12 protein-coding genes are annotated in these 14357 nt (G+C 40.3%); all 12 read left to right on the top strand.

The window, feature by feature from the left end:
- Positions 1-412: formate--tetrahydrofolate ligase (locus BUB05_RS17425; RefSeq protein ID WP_139258066.1), on the top strand; the 412-nt coding region annotated here is incomplete at its 5' end.
- A 114-nt stretch (positions 413-526) separates the two neighbouring features.
- A complete protein-coding gene (locus tag BUB05_RS17420) occupies positions 527-1156 on the top strand; it encodes a cyclodeaminase/cyclohydrolase family protein (protein ID WP_073050946.1) in 630 nt (209 codons plus the stop codon).
- 21 nt (positions 1157-1177) lie between these two features.
- A complete protein-coding gene (locus tag BUB05_RS17415) occupies positions 1178-2032 on the top strand; it encodes a bifunctional 5,10-methylenetetrahydrofolate dehydrogenase/5,10-methenyltetrahydrofolate cyclohydrolase (RefSeq protein ID WP_073050948.1) in 855 nt (284 codons plus the stop codon).
- A gap of 12 nt (positions 2033-2044) precedes the next feature.
- Entirely contained in the window at positions 2045-2860 is an 816-nt protein-coding gene (locus BUB05_RS17410) for a formate/nitrite transporter family protein (protein ID WP_073050944.1), read from the top strand.
- A 72-nt stretch (positions 2861-2932) separates the two neighbouring features.
- Entirely contained in the window at positions 2933-4444 is a 1512-nt protein-coding gene (locus BUB05_RS17405; protein WP_073050942.1) for a sigma-54 interaction domain-containing protein, read from the top strand.
- Between the two features lie 165 nt (positions 4445-4609).
- Positions 4610-5560, top strand: a complete 951-nt coding sequence (locus BUB05_RS17400) for a hypothetical protein (protein ID WP_073050941.1) — start codon at positions 4610-4612, stop codon at positions 5558-5560.
- Positions 5561-5762: 202 nt separating this feature from the next.
- The gene (ilvD, locus tag BUB05_RS17395) at positions 5763-7478 is read left to right on the top strand and encodes a dihydroxy-acid dehydratase (protein WP_073050939.1); all 1716 of its coding nucleotides are present in this window, start codon (positions 5763-5765) and stop codon (positions 7476-7478) included.
- 156 nt (positions 7479-7634) lie between these two features.
- Positions 7635-8264 carry a lactate utilization protein gene (locus tag BUB05_RS17390; RefSeq protein WP_073050937.1) on the top strand — a complete coding sequence of 210 codons (630 nt, stop codon included), beginning with the start codon at positions 7635-7637 and terminating at the stop codon, positions 8262-8264.
- Positions 8265-8406: 142 nt separating this feature from the next.
- Positions 8407-9810, top strand: a complete 1404-nt coding sequence (locus tag BUB05_RS17385; protein ID WP_073050935.1) for a sigma-54 interaction domain-containing protein — start codon at positions 8407-8409, stop codon at positions 9808-9810.
- A 211-nt stretch (positions 9811-10021) separates the two neighbouring features.
- Positions 10022-10354 carry a DUF1904 family protein gene (locus tag BUB05_RS17380; RefSeq protein ID WP_073050933.1) on the top strand — a complete coding sequence of 111 codons (333 nt, stop codon included), beginning with the start codon at positions 10022-10024 and terminating at the stop codon, positions 10352-10354.
- A gap of 157 nt (positions 10355-10511) precedes the next feature.
- Positions 10512-11531 carry a B12-binding domain-containing radical SAM protein gene (locus BUB05_RS17375; RefSeq protein ID WP_073050932.1) on the top strand — a complete coding sequence of 340 codons (1020 nt, stop codon included), beginning with the start codon at positions 10512-10514 and terminating at the stop codon, positions 11529-11531.
- A gap of 813 nt (positions 11532-12344) precedes the next feature.
- Complete coding sequence (locus tag BUB05_RS17370) at positions 12345-13946, top strand: BCCT family transporter (protein WP_073050930.1); 1602 nt, start codon at positions 12345-12347, stop codon at positions 13944-13946.
- The last annotated feature ends 411 nt before the right edge of the window (positions 13947-14357 follow it).

The raw sequence follows: 14357 nt of genomic DNA, 5'->3' as shown, positions 1-14357 counted from the left end.
CAAGGAAGTAATAAGACTGGTAGAGGAAGACAAGTCTGAATTCAAATTTACATACACAGACGAAATGAGCATCAAGGAAAAGATAGAAGCAATAGCGACAAAGATCTACGGAGCCGACGGAGTAGACTACACTTCAAAGGTTGACAAGGAGATCGCAAACCTTGAGAGCCTCGGATTTGGAAACCTTCCAATCTGTATGGCGAAGACCCAGTATTCCCTTACTGACGATCCCAAGAAGCTTGGAAGACCTACAGGATTCAAAATCACTGCAAGCAACGTCACAGTATCTGCAGGAGCGGGCTTCATAGTTGTATCGACAGGAGATATCATGAAAATGCCGGGACTTCCAAAGGTACCGTCTGCAGAGAAGATTGACGTAGACGAGAACGGAGTGATCTCAGGATTGTTCTAATATGGCACCAATTAATTGATTAAATAAATCTTATTTGTTATTTGCCGGGCTGTTGATCAGCCCGGCAAACATACAAAAGGGAAGACTAAAGGTCAAAGCTGACAGGAGAAAGAAATGAAACTAACCGATAGAACATGCAGGGAGTTTGCAGACCTGCTGGCATCAAAGGAAGCAGTACCCGGAGGTGGAGGAGCGGCAGCTCTTGTAGGAGCCCTGGGAGTGGCACTTAACAGCATGGTGGCAAACTTTTCAATAGGAAAAAAGAAATTTATTGATATTGAAGACAAGCACAGAGATATAATAAACAGAGGATGCGAACTGAAGGATGAGCTCATTGAACTTATAGACAAGGATGCGGAAAACTTCCTCCCACTGTCAAAGGCTTATGGGATAAAGGCAACAACAGATGAGGAGAAAGCAGAAAAAGAGGAAGTGTTGCAAAATGCACTGAAGGTTGCATGCTCGGCGCCCATGAACATGGTGGAATGCATTTACGAGTCAATACTTCTTCATGAGGAGCTTGTGGATATATCTTCAAAGCTTATAATCAGCGATGTGGGTGTAGGAGTTCAGTGCCTGAAGGCAGCCCTGTTCAGCGCGCAGCTCAATGTAGCAATAAATGTGAATTCCATCAAGGATGAAGAATATACAAAAGAAGTAAGGGAAAAGACGGAAGCAATGGTAGAAAAAGGGTCAAAAATTGCAGACGAAGTATATGCGAAAGTAATAGAAATTATGAGCTAGGAGATACAGATGAAGACAAAGATGGGAGAAATTATAAAAGGAAAGCCGGTGGCTGATGCCATAACGGAATCAATAATCAATGATGTAGAGGAAATTAAATCAAAAGGAATTAATCCTAAACTGACAATAGTGAGAGTGGGAGCCGACCCCAGTGATTTAGCCTATGAAAGAGGCGCTCTCAAGAGAATGGAAAAATGTGGAATTGAAAAGGAAGTGGTTGAACTTCCAGTTGACATTTCACAGGAAGATTTCATCAGGGAACTTAAGAAGGTTAACGAAGACGAAAATACTCACGGTATCCTGGTGTTCAGGCCTATGCCCAAGCACCTGGATGAAGACGTAATCAAATACATAATATCGCCGGAAAAGGATGTGGACTGTTTTTCTCCGGTAAATGTGGCAAAAGTGACTGAAGGTGACGAGACTGGATTCCCTCCGGCTACACCGACGGCAGTAATGGAAATATTGAAGCACTACGATGTAGACCTGAAAGGTAAGCATGCAGTTGTTATAGGAAGATCGCTGGTAGTAGGAAAGCCTGTATCAATGCTTCTTTTGAAGGAGAATGCAACAGTAACAATATGTCATTCAAGGACCCAGGACCTTCCGGGAGTGTGCAGAGCTGCAGATGTTCTGGTAGCGGCAGTGGGAAGAGCCAGGATGGTGGATGACACCTATGTAAAGGATGGAGCTGTTGTAGTGGATGTAGGAATTAACATGGATGAGGACAACAATCTTTGTGGAGATGTGGATTTCGACAAATGTGTTGGGAAGTCATCAATGATTACACCGGTGCCTGCTGGAGTGGGTTCTGTGACGACATCAGTGCTGGCAAAGCATGTAGTTAAGGCCTGTAGAATTTTAAATAATATCTAAGGAGTTGAAAAAATGGATAAAATGTTTCTTGCACCTGGAGAAATAGCTAAATCATGGATAGGGATAGGAAAGAAAAAGGCGAATCTGCCCATAATGAAGATGATATTGCTGGGCATATTTGCAGGAGTGTTCGTAGGATTTGGAGCCCATGCCGACATAATAATTATGCAGACTCTTGGAAAGACAGTAGATGTCGGGTTTGCAAAGTTTATGGGAGCGGCAATGTTTCCGGTAGGAATAATACTTGTAGTGGTTGCGGGAGCTGAGCTTTTTACAGGAAACTGCCTCATCGCCGTATCTGTCTTGACAGGGGAAGAGAAGATGAAAAACTTGCTCAAGAACTGGGTATTGGTATACATCGGGAACTTCATGGGATCCATAGCCCTTGCATTCCTACTGGCAAAATCAGGACTCTATGGAGGAGCGGCAGGAGCCAAGGCCATAGCCATAGCCGAAGGGAAAGTCAATCTGGCAATGTCGCCGGCAATCATAAGAGGCGTATTTTGTAATATACTGGTTGTACTTGCAGTATGGATGCAATCTGGAGCAAAGGACATAACAGGCAAAGTGTTCACACTCTGGTTCCCTGTAATGGCTTTTGTACTTTCCGGATTCGAGCACAGCATTGCAAACATGTACTTCATTCCGCTGGGCAAATTCCTGGGTGCAAATCTTACTTGGTCACAGATGTGGGTAAACAATATCATCCCTGTAACAATAGGAAACATAATTGGCGGAGCAATAATCGTACCTCTAGTTTATTGGTATGTTTATGTATATGATTCACAGAACAAGATAAAAGTAGAAAAGAAGTCTATGACTGCATAGACTTCTTTTTCTACTTTTGAAAAATTTATGATCTCATCAAATATATTATATGAATGATGAAAGAGAGGTTGTATGAGATTAGATACTATTGTACCAAAGAACTTAATATGCTTGAGTGACATAAGGGAGTACGAAAAAGAAGTTTACCAAGATAAAGCTGACTTTGTTATTGAGAAGAAAAAGGATTCAGATGAGTTCGAAAAGTTTAAAAACGTGTTGAAGTACTATACTTTGATATTCGATTTCTTTGAAGAGGAGATACTGGTCAGTGACAATACGGGCAAGATACTCTTCATCAACCAGAAATCTGCCGATGTTATGGGGATAGATCCTGAGGATTACATAGGTGAAAATATTAATGATCTGGTGGATAGAAAGATATTTAATCCAAGTGCAACACTAAACGTTTTGAAGGAAAGAAAAAGGGTGGATCTTTTAATAAGGCTGAAGTCAGGTGAGCAGAGACTGGCATCAGCTGTACCGATTTTTGATCAGGATGGTGAAATGGAACTTATCATCTGCACGTCCAAAAATGTACTGGAGATTGTAAAGCTTGAAGAAAAGCTGGAAAGAAGAAACAAGAAAATTTCTGAGCAGTCGGAGCAGATAAACCAGCTTCAAAGGGAAATAATGGCTCAAAATAATTTCATCAGCGTAAGCGGAGAAATGAAGGATGTTGTGAACAAAGTAAACAAGCTTGCCCATTTCGATGTGACATTACTTGTCACAGGCGAAACCGGAGTGGGAAAAGGCGTTCTTGCGAGAACGATACACCAGATAAGCGACAGAAGAAACAAACCATTTATAAAAGTTAACTGTGGATTGATTCCAGAAAATCTCCTTGATTCTGAACTTTTCGGGTATGAAGGAGGAGCTTTTACAGGTGCAGATGCCAAAGGTAAAGTTGGGAAATTTGAGCTGGCAGATGGCGGAACTCTTTTTCTTGACGAGATCGGAGAAATGCCCATGTCTCTTCAGGTAAAGCTTCTTGATTTCATTCAAGATAAGGAATTCACTAGAGTTGGCGGCACGAAGAAACAAGTTGTTGATACAAGGATAGTTGCTGCGACAAACAGGGACCTCATCAAGATGGTTGAGAAAGGTAGTTTCAGAAAGGATCTTCTTTTCAGATTGAATACTGTAAATATTGAAATACCTCCATTGAGAAATCGAGTAGAGGATATTCCTGAACTTGTTGAGCATTTCATAAACAAATTCAATACCAAATACATGATGAAAAAAAGAATCATGGCTGAAACAGTCCAGGAACTTCTTGTGTATGACTGGCCTGGAAACATAAGGGAGCTTGAACATGTTATTGAGAGAATGATGCTAATGAGCGACGGCAATTATCTAACAAGTGAGGATTTCAGGATAAACGCAGCATCAAGGACCAAAGGTCATGCTGAAGCGGGGAGGGTGTTTTGTACAGGCATCATGCCATACAAGGAGGCAAAGAGGGAGTTGGAGAGACAGTTGATATTGAAGGCCTATGAAAAATACAGGTCAACTTACAAAGCGGCTGAATCCCTTGGAATAAATCAGTCTACGGTTTCAAAACTCTTAAAGAAATACAGCGAATAGCATATGCTGAAAACCGATGAAAAAAATCATCACAGGAATCACGATAATGATGATTTTTTTCATCACCTGATTTGGAAAACGTTGAAATTCCAATGATCAATTTCTGGCATGGATCTTGCTTGATATTTATATTGGTTAAAATATTCATAAAAAGGAGATTTAAAAATGGTAAGAATTGATGAAGGAATGAAAGCATTTGGATATCCATTGGAAGACGATTTTTCGAGAAAGGATTCAGAACAGAGATTCCCAGATGGAGCTCACTACAGAATAGAGATCTCAGGAATCGAAAGACTTGCTAATATGGAAGTCCTTGCTAAGGAAGCGACTAGAAGAGGAGTTCCTGTACACAGGCTCATCTCAATGGTAGGTGGTCCTGCACAGGTTGCCAGCAGTGAAATCAAGGAAATGGTTGCCTTGGCAGCGGAGCAAAAGTACGAAGTTATGGTTCAGATTTCCAACGGTAGAGGATGGGATATTCACAGCATGTGTACTACTGAAGAAGGAATATGGGGTGGATTGTACTGCAAGGGAATGGATCAGGTATACAATCTGCTAAAGGAACTTGAAAGACTTTACAGTCTTGGAATAAGAGGCTTCCTTATTTTTGACGCATCTGTGTTGAGGCTAATAAAAAGAATGAAGGCTGAAGGCTATTTGCCACAGGATATTGTTATAAAGGCTTCCGTTGCAGCCGGAACAGGATCCGGACTTTATGCTGAAATGATAGAGGAAATGGGAGCTACTACCCTTAATCCCCTTGCTGACATAACTATTCCTGAACTTGCTACAATGAGACATATGTCGAATCTTCCCCTTGATGTTTACATGACGGTAGTTGACTCAATGGGTGGAATGCACAGATACCACAAGGCTGCTGAAATTGCCAGAGTGGCTGCACCGGTTTACTTCAAGTTTGAGCCGGGAGACAGAGAAGGAAACATTTACAAGGAGTATTTCCCCATTGAAGCTCAGAACCAGCTTACAGTAGCAAGGGTCACACAAGCTGAGTGTATGATAGAGTGGATTGAAAGATACAATCCTGATCTTAAGTGTTCTCCGCAGGGACCTTCTGATTTACAGCTTTGTATACCAAATAAGGAAATTTTAGTTTAAAAATAAGAGAGGGCAGCCTCTCTTATGAAAAAACCATGTGTAATTAAGTCAGCAGGGCAGCTAAGCTGCCCTGCTGACTTGAGATTTATCCTGACGGACATATCTTGCGGCAAGGTCATTATACTATTTATATACTAAGAAATCAAATTAATTATCAACTGTCAAAAATATGTAAAAGATAAAAGTAATCGGAGGAAGAAAAATGAATTGCAGTCAGAAAAGCAGGATGGGAAATCCTGAATTTGATCCAATGCTTCTGGGTACCGGATGGACGCCTGAAGACCTGGAAAAACCTTATATCATGCTTGAGAGCTCATACGGAGACAGCCATCCTGGAAGCAAGCACTTAAACCAGCTTGTGGATGAAGCTGCCAACGGCATATACAAAAGAGGAGGAAAGCCTGCAAAGTATACTGTTACCGACATTTGCGACGGTGTGGCATGCGGCCACAGCGGAATGAACTATTCCCTTCTTTCAAGGGATATAATGTCTTCAATGGTGGAGATTCATGCAAAGTCGGTGCCCTATGACGGAATGATCACATTTGCGTCATGCGACAAGTCACTTCCGGCCCATCTGATGGCTATAGCGAGAGTGGACATACCGTCAATTCATTTCTGTGGAGGAACAATGCTTCCAGGGCCCGAGTTCATTACTCCTGTAAAGGGATATGAGGTAGAGGAACTGAAGCTTAAGGGTGAAATAAGTCCAGAGGATGAAATTTTCTATAAAACACACGGTTGTCCTACACATGGAGCATGCCAGTACATGGGTACTGCCAATACTATGCAGGTTACAGCGGAAGCACTGGGCCTTTCGCTTCCTTTCAACGGACTGATGCCTGCCTGGTCGAACTTTATAAAGCACTATGCAGACCAGACAGGTCAGAAGATATTGGAACTTCTTGAAAAGGATATAAGACCAAGCCGGATACTCACGAAGGAAGCATTTGAAAATGCCATCATGGTTCATGCAGCGGTTTCCGGATCGACGAATGCCCTTCTTCACATACCGGCCATAGCAAAATGTGCAGGAGTTGAAATTACAATGGATGATTTTGACAGGATTCATAGAAGGATTCCAGTGCTTACATCACTTCAGATGTCTGGCAAATGGCCGGTGCAGATGCTGTGGTTTGCGGGAGGAGTTCCTGGAATAATGCTTGAGATTGAGAAGTACCTGAATCTTGAGGTGATGACAGTTACAGGAAAGACATTGGGAGAAAATCTTGAAGAGATTAAGAGATTCAACAAGATCAAGGAGCCCCAAAGGTATCTGAGCAACTACATGATAAAGCCTGAGGAGGTTATAACGCCTCTTGAAGATCCATATAATCCAGATGGAGGACTTGCTATTCTTTACGGGAATCTGGCCCCGGAAGGTTCTGCAGTAAAGCATGCCGCTGTGCCGAAGTTAATGCATGTGCATGAAGGACCTGCGAAAGTCTATGATAGCGAGGATGCGGCAATCAAAGCCATATTTGATGATGCTATCCGGCCAGGAGACGTTATTGTAATAAGATATGAAGGACCGAAGGGGTCTGGAATGCCTGAAATGTTCAAGGCTACAGAAGTTCTTTACAACAAGGAGCATTTGAGGGAAACGACAGCCCTCATAACAGATGGAAGGTTTTCCGGTGCTTCAAGGGGACCGGCTGTCGGGCACATGACTCCTGAAGCAGCAAACGGAGGCCCTATTGCATACCTGATGGATGGTGACATCATAAAAATAGACATACCTGGTAGAAAGCTTGAAATCACTGGATTTGGAGATAAAAAAATGACCGATGACGAGGTTAGGGAGCTTCTGGATGAACGCAGAAGGAATATTAAAATCAAGGAAATAAAGCATGAGGGAGTACTTGGCTTGTTTACAAGAAATGCGGGCAACACCAAGGAAGGTGCATCAATGTTTTAATAGTCAATTTCTTCATGAAATTATCGAATTTTTGCAAGGGAAAGGCATATTCTGACATCAAGGATCATTACAACCTTGATAAATCCGTGGATTGTGATAATATTAGATATATGTATTCGGAACTGAGAAAGAATAAAATTTGACGGAGGACATAAAATGGTAATGAAAAAAGCTTATGAATTGAAAGCAGCGCATTTAAAGAAGGAATTTGCCAGGAGAAACATAGAATCTTTTTACTGTGATAATAAGGAAGATGCTGTAGAAAAGATTCTTCAACTTATTGAAGATGGAAAGAGTGTCACATGGGGAGGCGCAACAACACTAAACGAAATTGGAATCAAGGAAAAACTTGAAGCAGGCAACTACGATGTAATAGACAGGGACAAGTATGTGGGACCTGAAAGAATGCAGAAGATGAGGGATGCTTTCTCTGCAAACTACTATCTGACAAGTTCAAATGCTGTGACTCTTGACGGACAGCTTGTGAACATTGACGGGAACGGAAACAGGGTTGCTGCAATAAGTTTTGGACCGGACAAGGTGATTTTCGTAGTAGGAATCAACAAGGTAGTAAAGACACTTGAAGCGGCTTACGACAGGGTTAGGAATATAGCATCGCCTCCGAATGCCTTAAGGCTTAACCTAGATACCCCATGCGGTAAAACAGGAGTGTGTCATGACTGTTTATCAAAGGATTGTATTTGCGGACAGGTACTGGTTACAAGATACAACAAGATAGATGACAGGATAAAGGTTATAATTGTAGGTGAGAATCTAGGATATTAAAAGCAGCAAAATTACATACGTATAATGATTTAATAAGCCCGTGAAAAAACGGGCTTTTATTTATTGTTATATATTGATTGTCTGCTTTTCTATCTTATAGTAGAATAGTATATGGTATTGAATTTGATAACTGAGGTAATGAATGGAAAAGGACAATTTGTTAGAAAATAGAGAACATGAATGCATATATAAGAAGATACTTGACAATTCCTACGATGAGATATTTGTAGTGGATGGGGAGGACAAGGTTATTTATGTCAATGATGCTTGTGAGAAGCATTATGGACTTAAGCCTGAAGACATGATTGGCAAGAATGTAAAGGAACTGGTAGAACTGGGATACTGGTACCCTAAGCTTGATGTGCAGCCATATGTTTACAAGACAAAGAAGAGTTTTACAGTTGAGCAAACCACCATATTGAACAAGAAGCTTGTGACTACAGTTGTTCCGGTATTGGATGATGATGGCAATATAGAGATGGTTGTCCAAAACGTAAGGGACAAGACTGGACTTGAAGATTTTAGGAATGAGCTTGAAAAGATTAGGAGTCTTCTTGAGGAAAAGTCTGAAAGCGAAAATAACGAAGCCTTTTTTGATGAATGTGACTTTGGTCTCATTACCTACAACAATAAGATTAAAGAAATAATGAAAATTACGAGCAGGGCAGCTTCAGTTGGATCAACCATTTTGATACTAGGCGAATCAGGAACCGGAAAAGGCCTCATAGCCAAGACAATTCACAATTCCAGCGAAAGAAAGGACAAGCCTTTCATAGCTATAAATTGTGCGGCTATACCTGAAAATCTATTGGAAAGTGAACTGTTTGGCTATGAAACAGGAGCATTCACCGGAGCCGAAAAGAATGGGCGTGTAGGCCTCATCGAGCTTGCAAAGGATGGTACACTCTTTTTGGATGAAATAGGTGAAATAACTCCCAGGATTCAAGCCAAGCTGCTTCACGTCTTGCAGAACAGGGAGTACTATTCCATAGGAGGTCGGGAGGTCAAGACAACTAATGCTACCATAATAGCCGCTACAAACAGAAACCTTGAAGAAATGGTTGAGGCTGGAGAATTCAGGCAGGACCTATATTACAGACTGAATATAATGGAGGTTAGAATCCCACCACTTAGGAACAGAACGGAGGAGATTGCTCCCCTATCATATTTCTTCCTTGATAAGTTTGACAAAAAATATGATACTCATCATGAGTTATCCAAGGATTTGATAGAACTGTTCAAAGGATACAGTTGGCTTGGGAATGTGCGAGAACTTGAGAATCTGATTGAAAGAATGGTCATTACTGCTGAGAATGATACAATAGGATTGAACAATCTTCCAGAGGTGTTTGTTGAAAGGATGAACCGGGAAAACATTGACGGTAAAATGAATTATCTAAGCCTGGATGCATTAAAGGATAGATATGAAGCCAAGCTTATAAAGGAATATTACGAGGAGTGTGGAACTACCAGAAAGCTGGCTGAAAAGCTTAATATAAGTCAGACAAGGGCTGCCAGACTCGTAAAAAAATACTTGAATTCGTAATCGAGACAGTCTTTGACTGTCTCTTTTGACCTGATCAGGACTCCCTTGACCCGAATGCGGGTCTGCATCTCCTGTTAGAAGTGGGAAAATGTTGATATTCAGTAAATGAACTTTTGGCATGAATATTGCAATAGTAATAAGATGATCACATTTGAGTCATGTGATTAATTACTGAAAAAAATAAGCTTCAAAGCTTTAACAGGAGGGTAGCATGCCACAGATAACCTTTAGAGGAATAAAAAAAGAAACGGTAAAAAACATAAGCGGTAGAGTTGTGAATGAATTGAAAGATATTGTAAATGCACCAGCAGATTGGTTTACAATTGAATATATGTATACCGAGTTTTTTGTTGATGGGGAATTTAGTGAAAATTATCCGCTAATCCAGGTGCATTGGTTCGGAAGGGATTTGGAGGTGCAGGACAGTGTTGCATCGGTACTGACTGATATTCTTATTGATGAGGGATATCCTGAAGTCGAAATCAGCTTTCACACATTTGACAGAAGATCGTATTATGCAAACAAGAGGCATTTTGCTGAATAGAATAGGCTGCGTGTATCTGCATATAATGTAGATACACGTTTTTTTTACAAATGTAGGTTGATTCTAATGACTCTATGCCATGGGAATCAATAATTGATAATATGAATGAATCGGAATTGTTTCATAGAAAAACATATAGGAGAAAAATTATATAGCAATGAAAAAAATAGAATTTGGACCAATAAGACCTGTAGCGGAAGCGGGCAGTCTACTTGTAAGGGTTACAAGAGGTTGCACGTGGAATAAATGCAATTTTTGCACACAGTATAAAGATTTCAGTTTTTCAATAAGGAAAATCGATGAAATTAAAAGGGACATAGACAACCTCTATGAGGAATATGGCAAGTACAATATTAAATCCTGTTTCCTTCAGGATGGAGACAGCATTATAATGAAAACTGCTGATCTGGTAGAAATAATTGAATACCTTAAGGAGAGATTTCCGAACCTTGAACAGGTATCATCATATGGAAGGGCATCGTCATTGGTGCTGAAGTCCGAGGAAGATTACAGAAGACTGAGAGCTGCAGGACTGACAAGAATATATTGCGGTATGGAGTCCGGCTCCGATGATGTCCTTAAAAAGATGAACAAAGGAATCACCTCAAGCCAGCTTGTTGAAGCTGCAGGTCTTGTGAAGGGTGCAGGAATGGAATTGTCCGTATTCATAATACTAGGACTTGGAGGCAGGGAGCTTTCCAAGAAAAATTCAGTTGAAACAGCCGAAACTATAAATCTCATGAAGCCTGATTTTGTAAGGGTTAGAACAGTGGCGCTGAATACGGACACAAGGTTGAGCGCCATGTCGGACAATGGCGAATATACGATTCAAAGCGAGGAAGAGATAGTCAATGAACAAAAGGTTCTGATTGAGAGCATAACAGTAGAAACTAAATACTCAAGCGACCACTATGTGAACCTTTTGGAGGATGTAAACGGAAAGCTTCCTGATGACAGGGAGCGGATGTTGGAAGTGATTAATGACTATGAGTCCCTCAGTGACATGGATAGGCAGGTATTCAACCTTGGAAAGAGGGGCAATTTTTTCAGAAAATTGTCGGATTTTGGCAAGGGAAAGGCATACAACGACATCAAGAATCATTACAACCTTGATAAATCCAAGGAGTATGATAATATTAGATATATATGCTCGGAGCTTAGAAAGAACAAAATTTGACAGAGCTAAGTTAACTTTTATAATCGTATAATAAGAAACAAATATTTCCGGACCATTATTAGATTTCTTCGATTCAGTTGCAGAAGAGCATCAACTTCTTAAACTAGTTGAAATCACAGCTTCATACTTTACATCTATTCTAAATAACCGGTTCTAAAATCGGTTGTCCTCAATTTTCTCCCATAACAGCTCTTTAGCGGTTATGGGAGAAATTATTTTTAAGATACTATTCCCCCTCCTTGGTATTTTTTTACATGATGCAGTTTCATTAAAAGAGATAAATCTTTGTCAAAATCCCTTAGCCGCACGGGCTTTTGTTTTTTTGTCGGTAAACGGGATAATTTACCAAGAAGCAAAAAGTCCATAGTTTATTCAGTAATGTAAATAGTACGATAGATTCAATCGGCGAGTCGCAATAGCGACTCGCCGATTCGTTTAAGGGTCATTTGTTTTACTGGATGGATATTCCAAAGTTGTTGCTAAACAGTAGCTTGCCTGATTAGGATGTGAAAATTTGTATTGGCATGAATATTGCTTATGTATTGATGAAGATAAATTTTAGTTTTTCATAAGAGAGATTAACTTCTCTTGTGAAAAACTATGTACAAATAAGTTGCAGGGCAGCAAAGTTGCCCTGCAGACTAAAGATATATCGTGAAGGACATATCTTGCGGCAAGGTCACTATACTATTTATATGTTAGGGAATCAATTGAACGATAGGAGGTGAACTGATTTTTTTGTAATTCAGCAGAAAAACCTTTTCATGGAATGGTTATTATTTGTACATGGAAATTAATATTTAGGAGAATTTTATGAATACAGTTAACAAACCTTTAGCAATTTTTGCAATGTTTATACTGATTATAGTAATCATACCGATTGCAGTTGCTCCAGAGGCCAGTACCGACTTTATCAATAGCATGCTTAACGGTATTACAGGTAATTTTGGATGGCTTTTTCTTCTTGCGGGAATCGGGTCATTTGGATTTCTCATGTATTTTGCATTTAGTAAATATGGGGATATAAAATTTGGTGGGCCTGATTCAGAACCAGAATACAGTAATTTTAACTGGATTGCCATGCTTCTGTGTGCCGGACTTGGTTCGAGCATTTTGATATGGGGTGGAGTAGAATGGATGTATTATGTGTCCGGACCTCCGTTTGATGTTGTACCGGGTTCAGTGGAGGCGTATGAGTGGGGATCTGCATATGGAATGTACCACTGGGGATATGTAGCCTGGGCTATATATGCAATTCCTACAGTGCCGATTGCCTATTCATACTGGGTAAGGAAAAACAGTTCCCTTAAAATGTCATCGGCCTGCAACGGTATAATTGGTGATGAAAAAGACAGCTGGACAAGAAGGGTTATTGATGCATTCATCATATTTGGAATTCTTGGAAGTTATGCTACAACTATTGGATTGGGAACGCCTGTAATGACGAGAGTCTTGAATCAGCTTTTCGGACTTGAAGACACTTTCATGTTGAGAGTTTCCATATTGGCTTTGCTGTGCTTCTTCTTTACAATGAGTGTTTACAAAGGTATAGAGAAGGGAATTCAGGTTATAAGCAGTTGGAATATTAAGATAGCAATAGGATTGTTTGCCTTTATATTCCTGGTTGGTCCGAAAGCCTTCATGCTTGATACATTTGTACAGGCTATAGGAATAAACCTGTCGCACTTCATAGACATGAGTTTCTATACAGACTCAATAGGGCAAAGTGGTTTTCCTCAGGGATGGACAATTTTCTACTGGGCTTGGTGGATTGCAATGGCGCCGTTCATGGGTCTTTGGGTAGCAAGAATATCCAAGGGAAGAACAATAAGACAGCTTGTTGTTGCAGAATGCTTCTGGGGAGCAATGGGCTGCTGGATTTCATTCAACACACTGGGAAGCTATGGAATGCACCTTGAGCTGGAAGGAACTGTAAAGCTTTCGCAGGTATTGGCGGAATCAGGAAAGGCGGAAGCCATCCTTACCATGCTCCAACAGCTTCCAATGAGTTATGTTGTAATTTTGATTTATGGACTGTTATTGTTCCTTAATCTTATTACGGCATGTGATTCTACTGCATATGTACTTGCCCAGACTGCATCAAAAAATCTTAAGTCGGGAGACGATCCTAATAAGTACTACAGAGTGTTCTGGGCGGTTTGCTTAGTAGCAATCCCAGTGGCTCTTATGAGTCTTGAGTATACTATAGAGGGCCTTAATACGATGGTTCCTTTGCAGGTTGCATCTGTTGTATCTTGTCTGCCTGTTCTCATAGTACTTGGATTGATGATTGCATCATTCGTCAAGTGGATCAAGGAAGATATAGCGAATGGTACTCTGCCAATCGGTGAGAAGCATTTAGCCAGATGGCCGGAACTGGAAATCAACAGGAAAAAATCAAAATCAGTATCATAGTAATAAAGATAAATCCATAAAGGAGCCTTAAGCTCCTTTATGGATAAAATGCTTTTATCAAGATGATTATAATTATACATGAGTTTTCAAATAGCAGCAGAAATATAATAAAAGGGAAATGAACCTTTGACTGTTGAACATGTCAAAGTACTTATAGATTTGGGAACTGAACCTCTTTAAATCAAAGTTAACATACAAAGAGCAGGTAGTCATATATTATTCCATGAGAGTAAAGACTCGGTAAAGAATATGCTTTTTGAAGAAAATGAAAAACGGTGGGTTAGGGAGTAAATGGGAGAAAAACGAGAATATGTAGGGAGGATTAGAAGATGAGTTTTGAGTCATCATCATCAGAGGTTGTGTCAAGTTTGCTTAGAGATACATATGTGCCAAGGTTCTTTAAGGCAAAGC

The sequence above is a fragment of the Dethiosulfatibacter aminovorans DSM 17477 genome, from assembly GCF_900142005.1.
Taxonomy (GTDB): Bacteria; Bacillota; Clostridia; order Tissierellales; family Dethiosulfatibacteraceae; genus Dethiosulfatibacter; species Dethiosulfatibacter aminovorans.
Note: the sequence above shows the minus strand (reverse complement) of the source record. Positions and strands in the feature narration are given on the sequence as shown.